The organism is Rodentibacter pneumotropicus DSM 21403 (assembly GCF_000379905.1).
GTDB lineage: Bacteria > Pseudomonadota > Gammaproteobacteria > Enterobacterales > Pasteurellaceae > Rodentibacter > Rodentibacter pneumotropicus.
This window is the reverse complement of sequence record NZ_KB904052.1, coordinates 63,957-88,867: the sequence shown is the minus strand read 5'-3', so window position 1 is coordinate 88,867 and position 24,911 is coordinate 63,957. Positions and strand designations below refer to the sequence as shown.

Genomic DNA, 24,911 nt, shown 5'->3' with positions numbered 1-24,911 from the left:
CCGTTGGAGTTACATCAACCCGTTCACGCTTCAAAAACAAAAAGTGCGGTTAAAATTAACCGCACTTTTTATTGTTCTCGATAAAATTAACGCATTGTAACGAATTCCTCCGAACCGGTCGGGTGAATCGCTACCGTATTATCAAAATCTGCCCTTGTTGCACCCATTTTGATTGCCACAGCAAAACCTTGAATCATTTCATCAACACCATATCCAATTCCATGCAAGCCGACAATTTTTTCATTTTTTCCTACACACACTAATTTCATTCTACAAGGTTGACGATGCTGAGTAACAGCCGTGTACATCGCAGTAAAGGAGGATTTATACACTTTCACATTTCCTTCGCCGTATTGTTCAATGGCTTGTGGCTCAGTTAAACCGATAGTGCCAATCGGAGGATGGCTAAATACAACGGTAGGCACAAGATTGTAATCCAAGTGCTCATTAGGTTTATTATTGAATAAACGCTCGGATAAACGACGACCTGCAGCGACGGCAACCGGTGTTAATTCAATCCCACCCTCAATAATATCGCCCACAGCATAAATGCCTTTCACATTGGTATTTTGATATTTATCGACTTTGATATAACCTCGTTCGTTCGTTTCTACTCCGGCATTCTCTAAGCCGATTTTATCCGTTGCCGGTTCACGACCTGCCGCCCAGATTACACAATCTACCGTCACGCTACGTTCGTGATCAAATTTTACTGTGAGAGAATCATCTGCATTTTTAACGATTTCCTGAACCGTTGTATGTTTATGTAAAGCAATACCGTCTTGCTCCAGCACTTCAAGTAAAGTTTCAACAATTAACGGATCTTGATTACGCATCGGTGCGTGGCGACGTACCACTAAATGAGTTTCCGAGCCAAGACTATTTAATACTCCCGCAATCTCTACCGCAATATATCCTGCCCCGATAATCGCAACACGTTTTGGTAATGCTTTTAACGCAAAGAAACCGTCTGAATCAATGCCATATTCTTGCCCTTTTACAGAATGAGGGCGGAAAGGTCTTCCCCCTGTTGCAATCAGGATATGATCAGCTGTTATACGTTCGACCGAACCGTCCGCTAACGAGACTTCAATAGTATGTGTATCAACAAATTTCCCAAATCCATTAATCACATCAACATTATTCTTCGCTAACACATTATTGTAAGAAGTGTGAATACGGCTGATATACGCCTGACGACTTTCAATGAGTTTCTCAAAATCAAATTTTTTCACATCCACATTAAAACCATAATCCGGCGCATAATGATTAATGGCTTCTGCAATCTGTGCTCCATAAAACATTACTTTCTTCGGCACACAGCCCACATTTACACAAGTTCCGCCTAAATATTTCGCTTCTATAATCGCACATTTTTTGCCATAGCTTGCCGCACGATTAATTGAAGCAATGCCACCACTGCCACCACCGATAGCAATATAATCATAATGTTTAGTCATCATTTTATCCTTTATTCCGAATATAAAAATTTTCTACATTCTGCCGAAATTTCATAAATAAAGCTATAAATTAGTATAATTGGAAATGTCTATATCAAAATAAAAGTGCGATCATTTTTTATCGTATTTTGACACCTCCACGTTATTATGTAGTAGTTGCAAGGCCTAATAACTTGGAAACTCTACAATCTCCATTGAATTAACTATTTAGTAGAAAATTTTATTATGTATGTCGAAACCTACCGTATTTTGAAAATATTAGAGCTGTTTAAGGAAGTACTATCGTTTCTTACAAGTTGAAGGAACTAGTCGAAAGTTTTTAAATACACAGGTTATCTATTTGCGACATCTTCTTGAGGACATATCGATCCTAACTTTGATTTTAAAGCGATTAGAAAAGATTATGATGCAGCACAAATAGACAACGGGAAATGTACTGCATAAACTATATAATCAAGAAATAATTGAATAAAAAGAAAAAATCTGCATTACAAGATTAAGAAAAGGGGAATATTTGATAAATCGAATCGGACTTTAAAACGGTTCGAGTAGGAATGATAGGCAGAAGATAAACTAGAGATAACAAGTTATAACAACAGCGAGTGCTTTCCGTTTAAAATATGAACATCAAATTCAGCCTAAACAAAATAAAGAAAACACTCATATTTTATTCTAATAACACTCTTATAAAGACTGCTTTAATCAATTTATCTGTAGAAGATCAAATTATGATTGTTTATCTTGTTTTAATAGAGAAACCATCTCCTTAAGAAGTTGGATCTCATTATCCTTCTGCTCTAATAGCTGTTGATTGTACGATAACGATAATTTTAGCCTCTCATTTTCAATCATTAAAGCTTCATTATCACCGTAATAATTCGTACTCAAATATGAGTTCTCGTTTATCTGAAAACAAATATTTTTACCATCAAACTGCATTAGCTCTACTATATCAATACCAAACACATGGGCGATTTGTTCAAGCTTATACAAATAAATTTTACTCTCTCCACGCTCAATTTTCGCATAGCCATTTAGCGACATATTTAGTTTTTCTGCCATTTGCTCCTGAGACCATTTCTTTGCTTCTCGGATTTTTCGAATCTTCTCGTTTACACTCATTTTCTTTGTTTGTCGTTGAAACACCCACTAATAGTATGGGCAATAACCACCTGCAGTAGCTACATTATGCCAATTCTATTTCGTATCATATTTGCTATTGGTATCAAAATCAAAAGGACTACGTGATGAAAAACATACTTTATTGACACTTTTAGGCTTAATACTTTCAACGGGCACATTTGCCGTGTCAATGTTTTTGTTCCCAATACAGTTGTGGAGTTTGGATTAAGACAGATAAAGCAAGTGGCAACATGGAAAGGATGCATAGCAAGTTATCTAAGGCAATCATGGATAGATACACTGTTCCCACAAGCTCCTTGTTGTAAGAGCCCTTAAAATCGGTTGGATTATAACACAGTGGAAGGTTGAGTGGAAGATATCATTAATTTTCACTCGGTGTCGGATGAGGCTTTTACACCAACGTGAGGAAGTCACATATAAATTACTTTCCAAAGTAAAGAAAAGTTACAATATTACATTAAATAGGTGAACATTTATGAATAAAATTTTCCGAGTCATTTGGAATCACGCTACACAATCTTGGATAGCTGTGTCTGAATTAAGTAAGACTAAGGGAAAATCAAAATCCTCTTCCGGAAAAAAAATTTCCCTTTTAGCTATTTCTTTGACAACAGCAGGTGCAACGTTATTAGGGAGTACGGCTCAGGCTGCAATATCCGGTGATGCTGTGATATGGGGTTCTAACTCAGCAGGCACAAAAGCACCAGAAATCGTGGTGCAAAAAGATCCATTTGGTAACCCAATGGGGGAATATTCAATAGGCATTGCACCAGGGCAAGTAAAATTCCTTGGTGAGGGTAAGGATAAAGAGGTTAATGTAACTAATGCAACTAAGCCGCTCTATGTTTACGATAGTAACACCGGTGCATTATTAGATTATGTCCCTATAGGGGGATCATTATCAAAAACCTATAACACAGAGGTAACCAGACTTGAATATAGTGGCGAGTGGGTTGCGAGACCAACTGGGCGTTATAGTATCTCAATAGGTCAAAGTTCAGAGGCTGGTTCAATGCAGTCTGTTACATTAGGGCGTTTCTCAAAGGTTGATAATGCAAGTTTAGAAGGTTACGTTATTGGTTCTCAATCTAATGTGACGAAATCAGAGCAAGGTGTTCAGGTCGGTTCGCGTAGTAATGTAAATGCGAGTGCTCGTGGTATTTTGGTGGGGAATCGCGGTAATGTAACTAACAGTGATTATGCAAGTGCCATAGGATCTTATGGTGTAAATGTAACAAATAGTGGTTATAGTTCAAGTGTTGGTACAAATACGATTACTAATCAGAGTTATGGTGCAATAAATATTGGTCCTCATGGGAAAGTTGATAATTCTCAACTTGCTACTAATGTAGGTCCTTGGTCTGAAATAAATCGCTCAGAACAGGCGATTGCAGTGGGACGTAATGCCAAAGCTTTAGATAGTGTTGCTTCTACGGTCGTTGGTACATATGCAAAAGCAAATGTTAGTAACAATTCTGTTGCAGTGGGACGTAATGCTAATGTAGATAATAGCGAATTCGGTGTCACAGTTGGTCCATATACGAATATTTTAGGTTCACAACAGGCAACAGCTTTAGGACGTAATGCTAAGGTAGATAGCAGTCGATCCGGTGTGGCTTTAGGTACATTTGCTGTAGTTAATGGCTCCGTTTCAGCGACAGCGGTTGGACCTGGTGCAAACGTTCTAAATAGTGAAGGTGGATTTTCTGGTGGTCGTAATTCGAAAGTAGAAAACAGTAAAGACGGAACCGCTCTTGGTGTGGGAGCTACTATATCAGGAGCAGCAAATGCTACAGCTCTAGGGGCTCGTGCAAATGCTACCTTGGCTGACTCTGTAGCACTTGGTGCTGATGCAATAACGTCCGCAGCGACACCAACAAATAGTGCCAGTGTAAATGGGATAAATTACAGTGGCTTTGCAGGTGTGAATAATGATACTAACTATGTCGTCTCTGTGGGTAAGAATGGGGGAGAACGACAAGTTCAAAATGTTGCTGCGGGTCGTATTACTGAAAATTCAACAGATGCTATTAACGGTAGCCAGTTATATCACGTTTTGGCAGCAGGGAGCTGGACGATAGGTGATCAAACAGATCACTCGGGCAATGGTGTAAATAATGTTCGCTTTGGGGATCGTGTTGATTTTATAGGTAGTGGTGCAACCACAGTTAATGTGAGCAAGACAGCTGATAATAAAACGTTAGTAAATATTTCAAGCCCAGTTTATACAGCTGGTAATAATATTAACCTGACGACTAACAGCGATGGTTCAATTACAATTAGTTCATTGGATTCAAATACATTATCTAACTTAACCAGCCATTTACCGGATACAAGCAAAGTGGCTAACCCGAATGGTAGCGATGTTAACAAACAAGATGCCCCGACTACTTTAACTGACGACAATCGTAAAGAAGCAGCGACAGTGCAAGATGTCTTAAATACAGGTTGGAACCTCCAAGGTAATGGAGTGGAGAAAGACTTTGTTGCTGCATACGATACGGTGAATTTTGCTAATGGCTCGGCAACAGATGTTGTTGTTGATAATAAAGACGGTAAGCTATCAAATATCACGTTTAACGTGAAATACGATAACTCAACCATCGTATTAGATGAGAACGGTAACTTAAAAGCGAATCTAAGCAATATCATTAATGGTGATAACACAACGACAGAAGCTAACAACGGCACAGTAAGTGTGAAAACCGGTGATGTCACAGCAAACACCACCACAGGTAAAGCTGAGTCCAATACTGCTAACGGTACAATTGCGAAAGTAGAAGATGTTGCTAATGCAATCAACCACAGCGGTTGGAAAACGAACGCGAAAGATGCAAATGGTAACGATGTAACAGATGTATTAGTGAACCCGGGTGATATGGTTAACTATGTCGATGGTAATGGCACAAAAGCAAATGTCACAGTAACTAAGGGTGAAAACGGTAATCCGGATACCTTCAATGTGACTTACGATGTGAATACGACCAACGCAGTTGCAAATACCACAACAGGTAAAGCAGAATTACCGGATGCAACGAAAGGTGGTGATACGTTAAATGCAACCACAATCACTAACTTAGTGAATAACGTATTCCACACAGTGAATGCAACGAACAAAGATGAGCAAATTGAAGCGACTAACGGCACAACGACGGTAAAAGCGGGTGATACGATTGATTTTGTTGCGGGTAAAAACTTAGTGGTTAACCAAACAAGCAAAACGATTGCGTTTGGCTTATCTAGAGATATTGACGTAGGTAATATCACAGCGGGTAATGTCACTGTGGGTGATACTGTGTTAACAAACGGTACATTATCGAACTTAACCAGCCATTTACCGGATACAAGTAAAGTAGCTACCCCAAGTAGTGACAATAAAAATGAACAAACTGCACCGACTGATATTGCTAACAAAGGTAACGAAGCAGCAACAGTAAAAGATGTTTTAAACGCAGGCTGGAACCTACAAGGTAATGGTGAAGCGAAAGACTTCGTTGCAGCGTATGATACAGTGAATTTTGCTAACGGTACGGCGACAGATGTTGTGATTGGTACAGATGGTAAAACGTCGAATATCACGTTTAACGTGAAATACGATAACGCAACCATCGTATTAGATGAGAACGGTAACTTAAAAGCGAATCTAAGCAATGTCATTAACGGCGATAACACAACGACAGAAACCAACAACGGCACAGTAAGTGTGAAAACCGGTGATGTCACAGCAAACACCACCACAGGTAAAGCTGAATCCAATACTACTAACGGTACAATTGCGAAAGTAGAAGATGTTGCAGGCGCAATCAATGGCAGCGGTTGGAAAACTACCCCAACAAAAGTATTTGATAAAGACGGAAATGAAGTAAACAACCCTACAGACCAACTCATCAATCCGGGTGACCAAGTAAACTACGTAAACGGTAATGGTACGAAAGCGAATGTAACTGTGACGCAAGGTCAAGATGGTAAAGATACGGTAAACGTAAGCTACGACATCAAACCGGCGGATGAGACAATTGCGGTAACACCGGAAGGCGTGAAAGTGAACACCACAACGGGTTCGGTAAATGACAATGGTACGGTGACAGTTGAGAAACCTAACTTGTTATTAAACGCAAGTGAAGTGGCAAACTTGGTGAACAATGCGTCATTTAATGTCACCACTGAGAAGCACAATAATCAAGTTACAAGCGGAGGACACGCAAGTAAGCAAGTGAAAGCGGGTGATACAGTGACCTATAAAGCAGGAAAAAACCTAGAGGTTTACCAAGATGGTCATAATATCACCTATGGTTTAAGTGAAAACATCACAGTGAACCAAGCAAATGCTACCACGTTGACGGTAGGTAATGTTTCTGACTCTAGTGCACCGAAAGTAGATTTCAATGCAGAGAAAGCAACACTGGCAAATGTGAATCCTAATGCAACTGCGCCTGAAAATGCGTTGAATATCACGACAGCGGGCAAACCGACTCAAATTACCGGTGTGGGCTCAGTATTGAATTTGGGTGATGCACCAACCAATACAGGTGATGAGAAAGATGTGTCAGGTAATGTTACGAAAGCTGGTACAACAGGTAACGACCAGTTAGTTAATCTTACCAACCTACCGGATAATACTCTCAATTCAGCTGCAACAGTACGTGACTTAACCAATTTAGGTTGGGTGGTGAATGCGTCTGACAACAACTACACCAACACTGTGAAAAATGCGAACAAAGTTGACTTTGTGGGTGGTGATGCGATTACTGTAATCGGTTGGAATGACGGCGCTGTTCGCAAAATTACCGTAACAGCGAAATACGATAACTCAACCATCGTATTAGATGAGAACGGCAACTTAAAAGCGAATGTCAGCAATATCATTAACGGCGATAACACAACGACAGAAGCTAACAACGGCACAGTAAGTGTGAAAACCGGTGATGTCACTGCAAACAGCACCACAGGTAAAGCCGAGTTCAATACTACTAACGGTACGATTGCGAAAGTAGAAGATGTTGCAGGTGCAATCAACGATAGCGGTTGGAAAACAAACGCAAAAGACAAAGACGGTCAAGATGTACCAGATGCATTAGTGAACCCGGGTGATACGGTTAACTATGTTGATGGCAATGGTACGAAAGCGAATGTCACAATAACTAAAGGTGAAAGAGGTAATCCAGATGTCTTTAATGTGACTTACGATGTGAATACAACCAACGCAGTTACAAATACCACAACAGGTAAAGCGGAATTACCGGATGCAACGAAAGGTGGTGATACGTTAAATGCAACCACAATCACTAACTTAGTGAATGACGTATTCCACACAGTGAATGCAACAAACAAAGATGAGCAAATTGAAGCAACTAACGGCACAACGACAGTAAAAGCGGGTGATACGCTTAATTTTGTTGCGGGTAAAAACTTAGTGGTTAACCAAACAGACAAGACGATTGCGTTTGGCTTATCTAGAGATATTGACGTAGGTAATATCACAGCGGACAATGTCACTGTGGGTAACACTACTATTACTAACGGTACAATTAGTGGCTTAAACCCTAATTTGCCGAATACAAATAACAATGATGAGTACAAAGTTGGTGATGAGATTACTAAATCACAAACGTTACCGTCAACCTTGAATATTACGAACGCAGCGACAGTAGGCGATATCCTGAATTCAGGTTGGAACTTACAAAATAATGGTCAAGCACGTGATTTTGTGAAACCGTATGACTCAGTAAACTTTGTGAATGGTACTGCGACCACAGCGGTTGTTGAGACTGAAGCAAACGGTACGGTAAGCAACGTGACGTATAATGTGAACGTAGATGACAACACCATTAAAGTCGTTGACGGTAAATTAGTTGCAAATGCAACTAACATTGTTAATCAAGTAACAGGTAACTCGACCGTAACTGATGGTAGAGCAAATGCGACCACTGTAGATCAAGCGGGTAACCAAGTTGATAACAGTAATAAAATTGCAACCGTAGGTGATATTGTTAATACTATCAATAATGTACATTGGAATGCGACTGCAGGTAATGTAACTGGTACAAATGGTGAGTTTAGTAGTACCGGTTCAGAGCCAATCAAAGCTGGTGATACAGTGGCTTACAACGCAGGTAAAAATATTAAAATTGAACAAAATGGTAAAACCTTTAATATTTCGACCACGGACAATGTAACGTTTACTCATACAAACACGACAACATTAACGGTAGGTAATGTTTCTGATCCAAATCACTCAACGAATATCACATCAGGTCCTGAAGGCTTAAATGTGAATGGTGATAAGATTACAGGTGTCGCAAATGGTACTATTTCTGACAATAGTTCTGATGCTGTAAATGGTAGCCAGTTGTATAGCTTGGGTGATTCCATTACAAACATTTTTGGTGGTAATACAACGTTTAATACAACAACAGGTAAAGTTGAAGGATTTGAGCGTGTATTAAATACTACGGGCTTAGCACCTAGTGAGAACTATACAATACCAGCTGCAGCAACTAACATCACAGAAGCATTTGAGCAATTAAACAATTATGTAAATGCAGGTTGGAAACTAGGTAATGCAAGTGGTGCTGTGGTTGAACGTATTTCACCTGATGAACAAGTAAACTTTGTAGATTCTAATACGATCACATCAACGGTTGTTGCGAATGACAAAGGTGGTGCGAATATCTCATTTAATGTGAATGCGACCGCAGTAGCAAATAATGCAGCAGGTAATGTGTCTGCGAACAGTACAACCGGTAAAGCAGAGTTTGATAACCACAACAATACCAAACCACTTGCAACAGTAGAAGATGTTGCCAAAACGGTTAATAACACAGGTTGGTTCATGAATACGACCACTGGTGAGAAAGCACTGGTAAATCCAGGTGATACAGTTAACTACGTTGATGGCAATGGTACGAAAGCGAATGTGACCGTCACAAAAGGTGCAAATGGTCAACCGGATACCTTCAATGTAACTTATGACATCAAATCGGCGGATAACACCATTGCGGTAACTCCGGAAGGCGTGAAAGTGAACACTACAACGGGGTCGGTAAATGACAATGGTACGGTAAAAGTTGCGCAACCTGACTTGTTATTAAACGCAAGTGAAGTGGCAAACTTAGTGAACAATTCGTCATTTAACGCAACGATTGGCAGAGATGATACAGACTTTGTTGATCAAGCCGGTAAAGATAACTATAAAGTGAAAGCTGGTGATACTATCACATTCAATGCGGGTAAAAACCTTCGTGTGAAACAAGAGAACGGCACATTCACTTATGCGTTAGATAACAACATTACGGTGAACCACGCCAATGCAACGACATTAACTGTAGGCAATGTATCGAACCCGACAGCACCGAAAGTAGATTTCAATGCTGAACAGGCGAAACCGGCAACTAACAACCAAGAGGCTCCGAAAAATGCGCTGAATATCACAACAGACGGTAAACCAACGCAAATCACAGGCGTAGGCTCTACACTGAATACAACAAATGTTGTAACCAACCCGGATGGTAATGCATCAACACCGGTTGAAAATAAAACATTAGTTGACTTAACTAATGCAACAACACCGGATTCAGCAGCAACAGTGCGTGACCTACAAAACATGGGGTGGGTTATTGAAACAAGCGGTAACGGTTACGTTGATACGGTGAAAAATGCAAATCATGTGAAATTCAGTGGTGATGGTGCTGTTACAGTAACGGGTTCAACCGATGCTAACGGTACACGCAATATCACGGTGAAAGTTAATGCAACTCAGATGGCAAATAACGCAGCCGGTAATGTGTATGCGAATACGACAACCGGTAAAGTTGAATTTAACAATGCAAACGGTTCGAAACCACTTGCAACTGTTGAAGATGTTGCAAGTGCAATTAACGGTTCCGGTTGGGAGCTAAACTCTGCCAGTGTTGGTGGTGAAGTTATCGGTGATACAGCACCTACCCGTGTAAATCCTGGTAGCAAGGTAAATATCAATGCAGGTAAAAACGTTGTGATTACACGTTCCGGAAAAGATATTACTATTGCGACATCAGCAAAACCTGTATTTGAAAATGTTCAGGTTGGCGGGGACAAAGGTCCAATCGTTGGTGGAGATGCAAACGGCGATGTGAAAGTGTCTAAAGCAGATGGTTCACCAACAAAAGTAACAAATGTTGCAGCCGGTACCGCAAGTACTGATGCAGTCAATGTCGGTCAATTGAAAGGCACTGTTGGCAACATCAACAACCGTATGAATAAGATGAACAAAGATCTCCGTGGTGGTATCGCGGGAGCGAATGCAGCGGCAGGCTTACCACAAGTTTACATTCCAGGTAAATCAATGGTAGCGGCATCCGCAGGTACTTTCAAAGGTCAAAGTGCAGTTGCAGTGGGTTACTCCCGTGCAAGTGATAATGGTAAACTTATCTTGAAATTACAAGGTAATGCCAATACCCGTGGCGATCTTGGCGGCTCTGTTGGCGTAGGTTATCAGTGGTAATCACTCCATAATTGACAATATGAAGGCTAACCCAAAAAGTTAGCCTTATTTTTTTGAGGCTTTTACAAAGGGAGGAGAACAAGTTTCTTCACTTTTATGTAGCAAACGCACAAAAAACAATCAATTCGATTATTGCTATTACATTACCTCAACTATCAGCTAACACAGATCTATAAATTGAATACCCTCTTTTCCTATCTTTACTTGCAATTCCAGCAAATCTTAGTAAGATTCGAGTCCTTATTTTAACTCGGGTTCCCTCACCCCGATTTTCCATTAAATTAAAAAGGTATAACATGAAAATCCAACATTCTATTTTTAATGCGCAACAAAAGCGCACCGCTCTTATTTGGTTAAGTTTTTTCCATATTCTAATCATTGCGGCAAGCAATTATTTAGTACAAATTCCCTTTGAAATTACTCTAAAACTGACCGCACTTGGTGCCGCAGAAAACTTTTCTTTTCACAGCACTTGGGGAACGCTTACTTTTCCCTTTATTTTCCTCGCTACGGATTTAACCGTACGTGTATTCGGTGCAAAAGAAGCCCGTTGGATTATTTTTATCGTGATGATTCCGGCGTTAATCGTGAGTTATGTCATCTCAGTAGTATTTTCCGATGCTCAATATCAGGGTGTAGGTGCATTAAGAAATTTTGATATGTTCGTCTTCCGCATCGCACTTGCCAGCTTCTTAGCTTACGTAGTGGGGCAATTATTGGATGTTTCAGTATTCAACCGATTACGACAACTTAAAACATGGTGGGTTGCACCAAGCAGTTCTATGCTCTTCGGAGCTCTAGCAGACACTTTCGTATTTTTCGGCGTGGCATTTTATCAAAGTACGGATACCTTTATGGCAGAACATTGGATGCGACTTGGTTTTGTGGATTATTTATTCAAATTATTTATTGGTATCTTGTTATTTGTGCCGGCTTATGGCGTAGTATTAAACTTTATTTTGCATAAACTTCAAACTCTGAGCGGTCAAAACGAGGTGTCTCATTTAACCTAAAGTCAGAATAAACGAAATAAAGTGCGGTCATTTTTAACCGCACTTTTCTACTATAACCTCGCCTTTTCGCCACCGAATTCGTCTAATAAATTTTCAGTGAGTTTGCTAAGAATGCCTGTCATCAAGACAAAATCCGCATCAAATCGTTGGGCAAAATCTTCTTTTAAAATATCGTCATTCTTGTCACGAACCGTATCGGCAAATTTTAAGCGTTTAAGGGTACAATCCTCATTAAAGACAAAGGTGAGAGTCTCTTCCCATTCCAAGGCTAGTTTGCTCACGACTTTTTTACCCTCTTGTAAAAGAGCAAGAATTTCATCGTTTTCAAGGGGTTGTTTCTTGCAACGAATCACACTGTCTTCTTGACTGCCACGCAATTCAGCTTCTTCAAGGGCAATCAGCCAGTGTGGCAAACTATCTTGTGAGATCCAATTTGTCATTACCGTGCTAGGCTCATTAGCAAAGGCTAAAGGCACGACCGGCAAAGAGCCAAGGGATTTTCTCAATAAGGCTAAAGCATCTTCCGCACGTTTACTTGATGCAGCATCCACATGAATCAGTTGATTTTCCGTATCAATCCATAGAGCGGTATGTTGATTTTTACTGAAGGCGCGCGGCAAGAGATTCATCACCACATCATCTTTTAAGGTTTGTTTTTCCACCTTTTTCAATTTGCGGTTTTCTTTCTGTTCCAAGCTTTCAATGCGCTCATCCAACTCACGCTTCACCACGTTTGCCGGTAGGATTTTTTCTTCCTTTTTGGCAACTAATAAAATGTGATTGCCCACGGAAAAATAGAATAAATCCGAGCCACGCAACGGATAACCCCAGCCGAATTTACTTTGATCTTGTGCGCCACAAGGATGAAATTGACAGCTTTCAAGCTGAGTTTGAAGTTGATTGCGATCCCATTCCAAAGGCTTGGTGAGCCTATAACTCATTAAATTTTTAAACCACATCGTACAGCTCCTTCATAATCGGGTAAAATGGGCAACATTGTAGCCCATAAACTCATAGGAAAAAACGATGCAACAAAAATTAATTACCTTTATTGGTGGCGGTAATATGGCACAAGCTATCGTGCTGGGGTTATTGAAACAAGGTTATCCTGCGACACAAATTATTGTAAACGATCCCAATGAAGAAAAACGGGCATATTTCGCCAAATTGGGCGTGCAAACAGCAGAAAATAATGCGGAAAGTGCGGCTCGAGCAGAGGTTGTATTATTGGCGGTGAAACCACAAATGATGGCTGAAGTTTGCTCCCCATTAAGTGAGGTGGATTTCTCCAATAAATTACTCATTTCTATTGCAGCTGGCATTTCCACAACCCGATTACAAACTCTTATTCCCAGTGCAAAATCCATTGTACGGGTAATGCCAAATACACCGGCATTAGTGGGAGAAGGGATGTCGGGATTATTTGCCCCCGAAAATACGGCAGAAACCGACCGCACTTTTGCCCAAGCCTTATTAAAGGCGATAGGCAAAACCCTGTGGGTGAAAGATGAAAACCAAATGCATGCTGTTACTGCGGCATCCGGTAGCAGTCCGGCGTATTTCTTTTTAATGTTGGAAGCCATGCAGCAAGCATTGATTGAAATGAATATAAATGCTGACACTGCCCGTCAGCTTGTGCAACAATCCATGTTGGGCGCTGCAAAAATGGTGGTGGAAAACCCGCAAACCGCCCTTTCCACCTTAAGAGAAAATGTCACCTCAAAAGGTGGAACTACCGCCGCTGCATTGGATGTATTTAATATGCGGCAATTTGATCAAACTGTGACGGAAGCTATGCAAGCCTGTGTTGCACGTTCACAAGAAATGGAAACCTTATTCTGATGCAAATTCGTCCCTTTTACTGGCTCGCACTGAGCTTTCTCGGCTACTACTGCGCGTATGGTGTATTCTTACCGTTCTTTCCCGCTTGGTTGAAATCACAACAATATGGGGAAGAAATGATCGGGCTTATCATTGGCAGTGCCTATATTTTTCGTTTTATTGGCGGATTATTTTTCTCCTCATTAATCAAAAAAGCCGATCACATCATCAATTCTTTACGTTTACTGGCATTAGCTTCGGCCATCATTATGGCGACAATGAGCTTGGTCGCCCACAATTTCTGGCTGCTGTTTTCTGCTATTGGGCTTTTTGCCATGCTCAATTCCGCCGGTATGCCGATTGGTGATTCCTTGGCTTCCACATGGCAACGTCAAATCGGACTGGACTACGGCAAGGTTCGGTTAATCGGTTCCATCGCATTCATTTTGGGCGTGGTTGTCTTTGGCGGAATGATTGGTTGGCTGGGAGAAGACAATATCGTGTGGATTTTAACCGCACTTTTATTATTTTATTCCTTTATTCAATTATTAACCCCAAGAATCCCCCCAAAAGATGAACCTTTAGAAGAAGGCGCGTCAAGCCAAATCAGCTTTTTATCCTTATTAAAAAATCCAACCACCTTACGCATTATGCTTGCAGTGGGACTCATCCAAGGAGCTCACGCTGCTTACTATGTCTATAGCACAATCTATTGGACAAGCATCGGCATTTCCGTGCCTCAGACCAGCCTGCTGTGGGGGATTGGTGTATTAGCAGAAATTTTATTATTCTTCTTTTCACGCCGTTTATTTCAAAATTGGTCGGTGAGCCGTATTTTCTTTCTGTCCGCATTCGTGAGTATTTTGCGTTGGGCTGGCTTGGCTTACACAAACACCTTTTGGCAAATTTTACCGCTCCAACTGGCACATAGCCTAACCTATGCCGCTTGCCATTATGCCATTGTGCGCTATATCACCACACAACCACAAAGCCATATCGCCAAATTACAAGGCTTATATAACGGTTTATCAAATGGCGCGCTTATTGCCCTTTTCACGGCAATTTCAGGTCTGATTTACCCGATTTCACCGACAATGACATTCTTGCTGATGAGTGGTATCGCTGCAGTATCATTCTTCGTGATTCCACGCAAATTGGATGCTTTTTTGGTGAAAACCAACTAACCATATAGAAGACGACATAATGAAAAACACGGCATTAGTTGATTTATTCCTCAACGAATATTGGATCGAAAAAGGGCTTTCGGAAAATACGGTACAATCTTACCGCTTAGATCTAACCGCACTTTGCGATTGGTTAGATGAGAATAACCTTTCCTTGGAAAGCTTAGATGCGGTGGATTTACAAGGGTTTCTCGGCGGACGTGTGGAACAAGGCTACAAAGCCACGAGTACCGCTCGAATGCTGAGTGCGATGCGAAAATTATTTCAATATTTATACCGTGAAAAATATCGCACCGATGATCCCACTGCACTCCTCCGTTCACCTAAATTACCCAGCCGTTTGCCAAAATATTTAAGCGAGCAGCAAGTGGGTGATTTATTGAATACCCCCAATGTGGACATTCCTTTGGAACTACGTGATAAAGCCATGTTGGAATTACTTTATGCTACGGGGTTGCGTGTCACGGAATTGGTCTCACTCACGATTGAAAATATGAATGTTCAGCAAGGAGTGGTACGGGTGATTGGTAAAGGGAATAAAGAACGTATTGTACCTATGGGGGAAGAAGCCGCCTATTGGATTCGTCAATTTATGCTTTATGGTCGCCCTATCTTATTAAACGGGCAAAGTTCGGATATTGTGTTTCCCAGTCAACGCGCCCAACAAATGACCCGACAAACTTTTTGGCACCGCGTTAAACATTATGCGATTTTGGCGGATATTGATGGTGATACTCTTTCCCCCCACGTGCTTCGTCACGCCTTTGCGACTCATTTAGTGAACCACGGCGCCGATTTACGGGTGGTGCAAATGCTACTCGGACATAGTGATTTATCCACTACTCAAATCTATACACATGTTGCAAAAGAGCGTTTGAAACGCTTGCATGAACGATTCCACCCAAGAGGCTAAAAAAGTGCGGTTAAAAATAACCGCACTTTTGTAATATCACGGCATTATGTAGCAGTTTACATAAACCTTGATTTGGAGCCCATTGTAGGGGAACATTACGTGTGCCCTTACATTTCGTTGAAATGCCCTACTTTTATGCACTTGGTAAATACCGCAATATCATTGTGTAGAAACCTCACAACACTATTCCAACGCCAGCAATCTTGCCACATTTTGTGCAGCAGAAATTAAGTTTTGTTCACCTTGTTTGAGAATGTCAGGCAATGCGCCTAATTGACGAATAATCGGGAACACCGCATCAATTCCGTGAGTAAATACCACGTCATAGTCTTCACGTAAGCAACCGACAATGGCAATGACAGGTTTGTTAAATTGTTTTGCTGTTCGAGCCACACCTATTGGTGTTTTCCCCATAATACTTTGTGCATCCATTCGTCCTTCACCGGTGATCACATAATCCGCATCTTGAACATAGTGAACAAGATTTAGTGTATCTAACACAATTTGTACACCTGCTTTGAGCTGCACTTGTGGCAACAATAGCAAACCGCCACCCATTCCGCCAGCAGCCCCAGCACCGGCATGATCACAAATATCCTTACCACAGTCCTGTTTAGCGATTTCTGCAAAATGTGCTAATGCACGATCAAGTTGTTGCACCATCTCCGGTGTCGCCCCTTTCTGCGGACCAAAAATGGCTGATGCACCACGTTCACCACAAAGGGGATTATTCACATCACAAGCCACCTCAATATGCACATTTTGCAAACGTGGATCTAAGCCTTTCGCATCAATTCTTTCGAGGTTGACGAGCTGTGCACCACCAAATCCAATTTGCTTGCCTTGCGCATCTAAACATTGCATACCTAAGGCTTGTAACATTCCCACACCGCCATCATTGGTAGCACTGCCGCCAATACCAAGAATGAATTTTTCCACACCAAGATCAAGGGCATGTTTAATCAATTCCCCTGTACCATAGCTGGTGGTGATGAGTGGATTACGTTTTTCCGGTGGCACTAAATGCAACCCGGAAGCCGCCGCCATTTCAATGATAGCGGTTTTACCATCACCGGATAATCCAAAGAAACTTTTGATTTTTTCCCCCAAGGGTGCGGTGACTTCAGCTTCTACAATTTTACCTTGTGTGGCATCCACTAAAGATTGAACGGTGCCTTCTCCCCCATCTGCCATAGGCAATTTCACATATTCGGCATCAGGAAAAACATGTTTAAAGCCGATTTCAATGGCAGTTGCCACTTCAAGTGCGGTTAAACTCTCTTTAAAAGAATCGGGGGCAATCACAATTTTCATTTTGAACTCCTTGATTAGAATAAGTTAAATACACCGAAAATTAAGGTTGAAACAATGGTCATGAGTAAGCCGACCGCACTTTCGTAAGGAATCAATTTTAAACGCTCTTTCATTTCCATATTTACACTGCCACCGGTGGCGTGGAAAAAAGAGCCGTGAGGCATATGATCAAACACCGTCGCCCCGGCATGGATCATCGCTGCACCGGCAAGGCTGCTCACGCCCAATTCCAATAAGGTGCTGCTGAATACATTAGAGGCAACCGCCGTGCCTGCGGTAGTGGAAGCGGTAGCAAGAGACATTAACGCTCCTGAAATAGGTGCAAGAATGTAGGAAGGCAATCCGGAATGTTCCAACCCTTGAATCAACACATCTTTCAAACCTGAATTAGCGATAATGCCTGCTAATGCGCCCGTGCCAAGTAGCATAATCGCTACCGGCGCCATTTTGCCTAAACCACTGATGGCATAACTGTTCGCTTGACGTAATTTTCCCATACAAAGCGCACCGATTAAGCCACCTAACGGTAAGGCGATAAGCGGATCAACTTTAATATCAAACAAAGGGCGAAGGGCAAGTAACAAAATCGCCACCAACGGGGCTACAAGTGCGGTAGAAAATGAAGGTAAATTTTGACTTTCAACCATCACCACTTCTTTATCCGTCACTTTCGAGCCTTTATTAATAAGTCGTTTTGCCAAAAAATAAGTGAGCCCTAAACCAACTATTGCCGGAATAATGCCAGCAATCATCACGGAAGTCAGTGGCAAATGAAAAGTATCTGCCGCCGCAATAGCATTGGGGTTTGGCGATATAATATTACCTGCTTTCCCCCCACCAATCATCGCCAGTAAAATCGCTGCCTTGGATAAATCGGTACGGCGAGCCAAAGCTAAGGCGATCGGTGAAACGGTAATCACGGCAACATCAACAAATACCCCAACTGCCGTTAAAATCATCGTGGCTAATGCCAACGCCAATAATGCTCGTGTTTCACCAAGTTTATTAGTAATGCTCTCCGCAATGCTATTTGCCGCACCGGATTCAATCAATACACCGGCTAACACACCGGCGGCTAAAATACGCATCACAGCAGTGGTGATCCCCTGTGCGCCTCCAATCATTAAGGTCACAGTTTGCGATAAATCCACACCGCCAACCAAACCTCCCACCAATGCCCCCACTAACATCCCGTAAGCAGGCGATACTTTTTTCAAAATCAGGAAAATGGCAACGATCAACGCTACCAATGCCCCAAAAGCAGATACGGTTGTCATAATTTCTCTCCTCTCAAATAATCAGATATGAAAGATTATTTCCCGTTTAACAAAAAATTGCTTTATTCATATCAACAAAAAAGTGCTGTTAAACCCGCCCTACTTTGTAACTTTGAACAAATCAATGTTCCAGTAATGTCCCTAAATAAAGTCCAATACATCATCTATCTTATTGAAAGATAAATCTATTATTTGTTCAATCTTAGTAAGTCGATAACATAGGGTATTGGGATGAATAAATAGTTTTTCAGTGATGTGAGGATGATCACAGTTTTAAAATAAAGTTTTTTCCGCTCTTGAATAATTGTTTTTATTTTGTTGCTTTTTTGTAATTTTCTTAACTAGAATAAACTTTCTAATAAACTCTTCTATCATTCATCAAAATAAAGCTCAATCATATGAACTAGAATAATTGATAGTCAAAAATAAATTAGGGGTATATTTATGAAAAAATATATTACTTTAATAGCACTTTGTTTGGGTCAAGGTTTAAGCGGAACGGTAATTTCTTTACTGACATTAACCTCTGCTCTTGTGGGTAAATCTCTAGCGCCGACAGAAATACTGATAACCCTTCCTATGACAATGACGGTTCTAGGTTCATTTTGTATGATTTATTATGCAAGTTTATTAATGAAAAAATACGGTCGAAGAAGCTCATTTATCATAAGTGGTATTATTGGTATTTCAGGCGCAATTTTAGCTATATTTGCATTATATTATCAGTACTTTATGCTTTTTCTATTTTCAACATTTATTCTTGGTAATGCGACTATATTCAATCAATTTTATAGATTTGCATCGGCAGAAATTTTTGATAATGGAATATGGAAAAAAAGATCAACCTCATTAGTTATTGGTTCCGGCATTCTTGGAGGAATATTAGGCCCTTTTCTGGCAGGAAAAGGCGTTAATTTCATTTCAAATCATGATCTAATGGGTAATTTTATTTTTATTATCATAATATTTTCCCTATTGATTGTTAGCCAATTTTTTGTTTTTATTGAAAAAGAGTCTTCACTACCTAAATCTATAGGTTTACTAAATAAAGAGCAGATATATCGTTCCAGAAATTTTATTATTGGAACACTAAGTTGTACTATTGGATTTTCATTAATGACTTTAATGATGAATTCTGCACCATTATCAATGCATAATAATCACTATCCTGTGTCACAAAATGTATTTGCATTACAATTACATTTTATTGGTATGTATGCACTTGCCCTATTCATTCCATTTTTAATTGAAAAAATTAAAACCGGCACCCTAATTTTATTGGGTAGTTTATGTTTTACTTTTGGTTCAATAAGTATTTTTCTATTATCCCCATATTATAGTTATGTTATTTCTCTATTTTTTTCCGGTATAGGTTGGGCATTAATGTTTAGTGGCGGAACATTTTATCTTAATGAAATGAATCATGACATTAAGCATAAATTGCAAAGTATTAGTTCAATATTCACCTATTCCGGCAACTTAACATTTTCCTTTCTTGCGGGATTTACATTGGCTTTTCCAAATGGGTGGCAATGGGTGAATATTATTGTAATGAGTATTTCATCGCTCTTTTTTATTTATTATTTGACTAAAAGCTATCATCGCTTAGAAACTTAAAAAGTTTATGACTTTTAATCATTATTACCATTTACAACTAATATCGTACTCAAATAAAAACTCAACACATCATCTATCTTATTGAAAGATAAGCCAGTTAATTGTTCAATTTTAGCAAGCCGATAACGCAGGGTATTGGGGTGAATAAATAGTTTTTTGGCTGTGAGATGAAGATCGCAATTTGCCAGAAAATATTGTTGCAACGTTTTATAAAGCGTGGCGTTTTCCCCAGCAAATAAAGGGACAACCGGCTTTAACAGTTCCTTACCTTGCCAAGAAGAGGATAAACCGGTCAACAATACTGGCAAACGATATTCCTCAAAGCGATAAATATTTTTTCTCGGATGATGCTTCATACCGTAAGACAAGGTACTTTGTGCGCTTTGAAAAGAAAGGGGAAGTTGTTCGGATAAGGGCATATTCAAACTTGCGCCTACCGCCATTTTATAGTCCTGTCTTGTGTAATCTGTCGGGAGTAAAGTTTTTATTTGCTGAGAAAGTACGGTTGGCATAGTCTGTGTTTTTAGCACAACAACCTGATCGAGTGATAAAATCGCTACATCTTGTGCAAATTCAGGTTGTTCTAAATAATTGATCAAATGCTGTAATGAATCAGAATTCGGGTGTAACAGTTTGATCAAAATGGCCACACGGGATTTGGTTAAATCAAACGAAAAAAATTCAGCTTGTTGTTCAATTTCTTGCCAATTCAAATTACCATGCAACAACTGCAAAATAAATTCTTCTTTATAGCGATGACGCCATCTTTCTTGCTCCAATAATGCGTGCTGTTCCACAATCAATTCCGCTGTCATTTTTACCAATTCCGCATATTGTTTCACCTGCGTAGGATCACCGGAAATCCCCACTACGCCAATCACTTTTCCCAAATAATGAATAGGTAAATTAATCCCCGGTTGGGCTTCAAAATTCCACTTTTGAGCCAATAATTGATCCACTTCCACTACCCGATTTTCCCGTAATGCCAATACTGCTCCGGTATGTCGTTGCGATAACCGCTTCGGATTTCCAGAGGCAATAATCACACCATCATCATTCATCACGTTCACGGAATAATGAATAATTTGCATCGCACGTTTAACGATTTTTTGTGCAATAGTTGTATCAAGTTGCATATTGGTTTTTTTATAGAAAAAGATGAATACACGGTATAACCAACAAGCTTATTCGTCAATGAACTTTTATCTGAATAAAAATGAGGAGTAGGGATTTTTTATCGACATCATGTAGCAGTTGTATGCCCCCACATTTCATTGAAACGCCTGTTTTGTGCATTTGCTACATAATACCGAAAATTATTCATATTGAGTAAGAAAAGCCAAACTATCCCCTACTCAACAAATTAGCGGTTATAGCTTTTTACGCTGAATCTGAACATACCCCATAATTAACGCAAGAATGCCTAGTGGAAAGATTAAATCCGTTATTGAACCGTCATTACCCCAAATCAAATTGGCGATAATCACCAGACTTCCTCCAATTGCCCACGCGATTGTGGTTGGGACGGACCAAACGATCATTTGTTTCTTCACATCATTGATTCCCATCATCCGGTTTACCACCCAAAATAAACTATCGTTAAAGTAGCCGAAGAAAAGTGAACCCATTGTTGCAGCTTGAGCAGCGAGCAGCATATTTACGCCCGGAATTTGAGCCAGAATAGGCGCAGAAATTGATGCGGCAGTGATCATCGCCACCGTACCTGAGCCCTGAATAAAACGGACAAGTGTAGAGACGATAAAAGGAATTAAAATAGGCGAAATTGGGAGACCGGCAATTTGTTCCGCTAATTGTTTGCCTGCACCACTATCGCGCAATACCGCACCTAATGCGCCACCGGCACCGGTCACCAATAAAATAATACCGGCCGTTTTTACCCCTTCTTCAAGGTGAAGTGCGGTCGTATTTTTATCTATTTTAGGCAACAAGGTATAAACAGAAATTAAAACACTTAATGCTAATGCAATCATCGGATGACCAATAAAAGCAAAGAAATGGTAGATTTTCATCTCTGCAATTACCGGGCTACTCTTAATCGCTAAATCAAGAATCGCTTTGATAAAAATAAGTAAAATTGGCAGTACGATTGGAAGTAGAGATAACCCTAGGCTTGGAAGATTTTTCTTCTCGTGTTTCTCAATATAATCATCATATTTTTGCTTTAATTCCTCCGTAGAAAACGATTCTTGGTTGAAAGTGGGATACTTTTTATCTAACCACTTCGCATATAAAACCATGCCAATCACCGGTAATACTGCAAATGACATACCGACAAGCAACATTGCACCGATATCCACACCGAATAGACCTGCAACCCCTAATGGACCCGGTGTTGGAGGCACAGTATGGTGAGTAACAACTAAGCCACCGGCAAGAGCAACGCCCAAGGTCAGTAATGAACGTTTTCCGTTTTTCGCCAGCGCTTTAGCAACGGGATATAAAATAACAAAGGCTGAATCCACAAAAATAGGAATACTCACAATATAACCGGTTATTGCGAGAGCCCATTCTTCTTTCTTTTTACCTAAGAATTTGATGAAGCTAAATGCCATTTTTTCAGCCGCACCGGACACTTCCAAAACGCTTCCCATCATGACACCGAGACCGATAACAATCCCGATTCCCCCTAATGTTCCCCCAAAACCTTTAGTTATCGCACCAAGGGTATCATTAACGCTCATTCCCCCGATCAAACCGGCAATAGATGATGCAATTAACATCGCAATAAAAGCGTGAACACGTGTTCTTAACACCAAAACAACAAGAACGAATACAGCAATAATTAAGCCAATAATTGGCGTAGGTAGTCCAAGCATAGGTACTCCTTATCGTTAATAGGTCACATATCAAATTGGATGAATTGATGAATCACATCTTTAAAATTCTGATCAACAGAAAATCCCAGTGCTAAAGCTTGTGAACAATTAATTTCAGCCGGCCAACTTGCCACGATATTGTTAATGTTTTGATCAAATTCAAATTTGACATTTTCCAAAATCTGATCACCTTTTATACCAGCTAAATCGGAAAGCATCTGTTTAACACTGACTGTAAAGCCCGGAAGATTAATAACATGCCAGCTACGTAATGGTAACGACGGTAACGTTAATGTATGAATGAAGTTCTCAATAATTGTATTCGGGCTGGATAACCAAAGTCGCAAATCTTCCGATACCGGGCAGATGGCTTGCTCGCCATGTAATGGTTCTCGAATAATGCTACTCACAAAAGAAGAAGCTGCTTTATTCGGTTTTCCCGGACGAATACAAATGGTAGGTAAGCGAACACAAAAACCATCAACAAAACCTTTTCTTGTGTAGTCATTGATGAGTAATTCACTCATTGCTTTTTGTGTGCCATATGTAGATTGAGGGGTAACGGCAGTATCATTTTGAATGACTGCAGGTAATTCACCGCCGAATACGGCAAGCGAGCTGGAAAAAACGAAACGTACTTTAGGGTTATTTTGGCGACAAATTTCAAGCAAGTTTCTGGTTGCCAAGAAATTAATTTCATAACCGAGATCAGGATCTTGTTCCGCATGACTACTTACAATCGCTGCAAGATGGAAAATGGCATCCGTTTCAGCCGTTATAATCTTTTCCAATCCTTTAGGATGGCGAAGATCCATTTCAAAACAGTTTACGCGCGGATCATTATCCGGTGCGACAGGCTTCACCACATCAATTAAGGTAAGCTCATCAATGTCAATTTTTGTTTGATTAAGTAATCTTTTTGCAAGGCGTTGACCGAGAAATCCTTGTCCGCCGGTAATCACAATTTTCATAAAAAACGCTCCTTGAACCTTTAAAAAGGTAAATTTAGGGTATAAAAAAGCGGCTATTTTCATATTTAAAAAACATCGCAAAAAACAACCGCACTTTATGACTTATTTGTACTTCTCAAACCATCCCAAACTGCTTGATGTCCCTCCCCGCGGTTTATATTCACAACCGACAAAACCTTGATAACCGATTTCATCAAGTTTATTGAAAATATAGTCGTAGTTAATTTCACCTTCATCCGGCTCATGGCGATCCGGTACGGAAGCCATCTGTACATGAGCAAATTTGCCGTTTAATTTATCTGTTAAACGAGATAAATTACCGTCCACATTTTGTGCATGGTAATAATCTAATTGAACGAAGACATTATCCCGTTCAACCCGTTCCACGATTGCCAAGGTGTCGTATTGGCTCTTTAACAGGTAATTCGGTTTGACTTCCGGACTTAGGGCTTCAAGTAAAATATTCACACCATGAGGTTTAAATTTCTCTGACGCATAACGAATGTTGTTAATGAAAGTTTGCTGATATTCTTCTTTATCCGCTCCTTCGGGTACAACAGCCGCCATGATATGCACATTGGGGCAACCTAGACCTAAGGCATAATCCAGTGCCATATCAATATGCGCGTGACTTTCCGCTTCACGTCCGGGAATAGCCGAAACACCCCACTCTCCTTTAGAACCATCACCCGCCGGAGTGTTAAATAGCACCACTTGTAAACTATGTTTATCTAATTCTTGCTTAATGGTTTCAATGTCGTAATCGTAAGGCCAAAGAAATTCAACATACTTAAAGCCCGCTTTAGCGGCCGCGGCAAAACGTTCAATAAAAGGAACTTCGTTGAACATCATGGTTAAATTCGCAGCAAATTTTGGCAT

The 24,911-nt window shown here is 40.3% G+C and carries 15 protein-coding genes and 1 pseudogene; 6 read left to right on the top strand and 10 right to left on the bottom strand.

The window, feature by feature from the left end; all coding sequences use genetic code 11:
* Positions 1 to 86: 86 nt before the first annotated feature.
* Positions 87 to 1,460 carry a glutathione-disulfide reductase gene (gene gorA / locus A3GE_RS0105535; RefSeq protein ID WP_018356272.1) on the bottom strand — a complete coding sequence of 458 codons (1,374 nt, stop codon included), beginning with the start codon at positions 1,458 to 1,460 and terminating at the stop codon, positions 87 to 89.
* Between the two features lie 726 nt (positions 1,461 to 2,186).
* Positions 2,187 to 2,582, bottom strand: coding sequence for a helix-turn-helix domain-containing protein (locus A3GE_RS0105530; RefSeq protein ID WP_018356271.1), 396 nt, complete (start codon positions 2,580 to 2,582; stop codon positions 2,187 to 2,189).
* Positions 2,583 to 3,078: 496 nt separating this feature from the next.
* On the opposite strand from A3GE_RS0105530, the gene A3GE_RS0105525 reads away from it, so the two are divergent.
* The gene (locus A3GE_RS0105525) at positions 3,079 to 11,085 is read left to right on the top strand and encodes a YadA-like family protein (protein WP_018356270.1); all 8,007 of its coding nucleotides are present in this window, start codon (positions 3,079 to 3,081) and stop codon (positions 11,083 to 11,085) included.
* 296 nt (positions 11,086 to 11,381) lie between these two features.
* Positions 11,382 to 12,098 (top strand): 7-cyano-7-deazaguanine/7-aminomethyl-7-deazaguanine transporter, encoded by a 717-nt coding sequence (locus A3GE_RS0105520; protein WP_018356269.1) that lies wholly within the window; start codon positions 11,382 to 11,384, stop codon positions 12,096 to 12,098.
* 50 nt (positions 12,099 to 12,148) lie between these two features.
* Here the strand turns inward: A3GE_RS0105520 and rdgC are convergent, their stop codons facing one another.
* Positions 12,149 to 13,057, bottom strand: coding sequence for a recombination-associated protein RdgC (rdgC, locus tag A3GE_RS0105515; protein WP_018356268.1), 909 nt, complete (start codon positions 13,055 to 13,057; stop codon positions 12,149 to 12,151).
* Positions 13,058 to 13,124: 67 nt separating this feature from the next.
* Between rdgC and proC the strand changes: the two genes are divergently transcribed.
* The 3 genes from proC to xerD are packed head-to-tail and all read left to right on the top strand — an operon-like array spanning position 13,125 to position 16,016.
* Positions 13,125 to 13,940: a pyrroline-5-carboxylate reductase gene (gene proC, locus A3GE_RS0105510; protein ID WP_018356267.1), complete on the top strand. Its 816-nt coding sequence runs from the start codon at positions 13,125 to 13,127 to the stop codon at positions 13,938 to 13,940.
* Positions 13,940 to 15,103 (top strand): 3-phenylpropionate MFS transporter, encoded by a 1,164-nt coding sequence (locus tag A3GE_RS0105505; RefSeq protein WP_018356266.1) that lies wholly within the window; start codon positions 13,940 to 13,942, stop codon positions 15,101 to 15,103. The genes proC and A3GE_RS0105505 overlap by 1 nt, the downstream gene beginning before the upstream one ends.
* A gap of 19 nt (positions 15,104 to 15,122) precedes the next feature.
* Positions 15,123 to 16,016 carry a site-specific tyrosine recombinase XerD gene (gene xerD, locus A3GE_RS0105500; protein WP_018356265.1) on the top strand — a complete coding sequence of 298 codons (894 nt, stop codon included), beginning with the start codon at positions 15,123 to 15,125 and terminating at the stop codon, positions 16,014 to 16,016.
* Between the two features lie 183 nt (positions 16,017 to 16,199).
* Here xerD and A3GE_RS0105495 read toward each other — a convergent pair whose 3' ends face one another.
* From A3GE_RS0105495 to A3GE_RS11810, 3 genes and pseudogenes are all read right to left on the bottom strand, one after another.
* On the bottom strand, positions 16,200 to 17,330 hold the full coding sequence (locus tag A3GE_RS0105495; protein ID WP_018356264.1) for a glycerate kinase: 1,131 nt from the start codon (positions 17,328 to 17,330) through the stop codon (positions 16,200 to 16,202).
* A gap of 14 nt (positions 17,331 to 17,344) precedes the next feature.
* Complete coding sequence (locus tag A3GE_RS0105490; protein ID WP_018356263.1) at positions 17,345 to 18,607, bottom strand: GntP family permease; 1,263 nt, start codon at positions 18,605 to 18,607, stop codon at positions 17,345 to 17,347.
* Positions 18,608 to 18,728: 121 nt separating this feature from the next.
* A pseudogene (locus tag A3GE_RS11810) lies at positions 18,729 to 18,880 on the bottom strand (helix-turn-helix domain-containing protein); the annotation flags it as partial.
* A gap of 171 nt (positions 18,881 to 19,051) precedes the next feature.
* On the opposite strand from A3GE_RS11810, the gene A3GE_RS0105485 reads away from it, so the two are divergent.
* Entirely contained in the window at positions 19,052 to 20,224 is a 1,173-nt protein-coding gene (locus A3GE_RS0105485; RefSeq protein ID WP_018356262.1) for an MFS transporter, read from the top strand.
* Positions 20,225 to 20,238: 14 nt separating this feature from the next.
* Here the strand turns inward: A3GE_RS0105485 and A3GE_RS0105480 are convergent, their stop codons facing one another.
* The 4 genes from A3GE_RS0105480 to otnI all read right to left on the bottom strand — a co-directional run bounded on the left by A3GE_RS0105480 (position 20,239) and on the right by otnI (position 24,911).
* A complete protein-coding gene (locus A3GE_RS0105480) occupies positions 20,239 to 21,360 on the bottom strand; it encodes a CdaR family transcriptional regulator (RefSeq protein WP_018356261.1) in 1,122 nt (373 codons plus the stop codon).
* Between the two features lie 234 nt (positions 21,361 to 21,594).
* On the bottom strand, positions 21,595 to 23,061 hold the full coding sequence (locus A3GE_RS0105475) for a GntT/GntP/DsdX family permease (protein WP_018356260.1): 1,467 nt from the start codon (positions 23,059 to 23,061) through the stop codon (positions 21,595 to 21,597).
* A 23-nt stretch (positions 23,062 to 23,084) separates the two neighbouring features.
* The gene (denD, locus tag A3GE_RS0105470) at positions 23,085 to 24,032 is read right to left on the bottom strand and encodes a D-erythronate dehydrogenase (protein ID WP_018356259.1); all 948 of its coding nucleotides are present in this window, start codon (positions 24,030 to 24,032) and stop codon (positions 23,085 to 23,087) included.
* Positions 24,033 to 24,134: 102 nt separating this feature from the next.
* The gene (otnI, locus tag A3GE_RS0105465; RefSeq protein WP_018356258.1) at positions 24,135 to 24,911 is read right to left on the bottom strand and encodes a 2-oxo-tetronate isomerase; all 777 of its coding nucleotides are present in this window, start codon (positions 24,909 to 24,911) and stop codon (positions 24,135 to 24,137) included.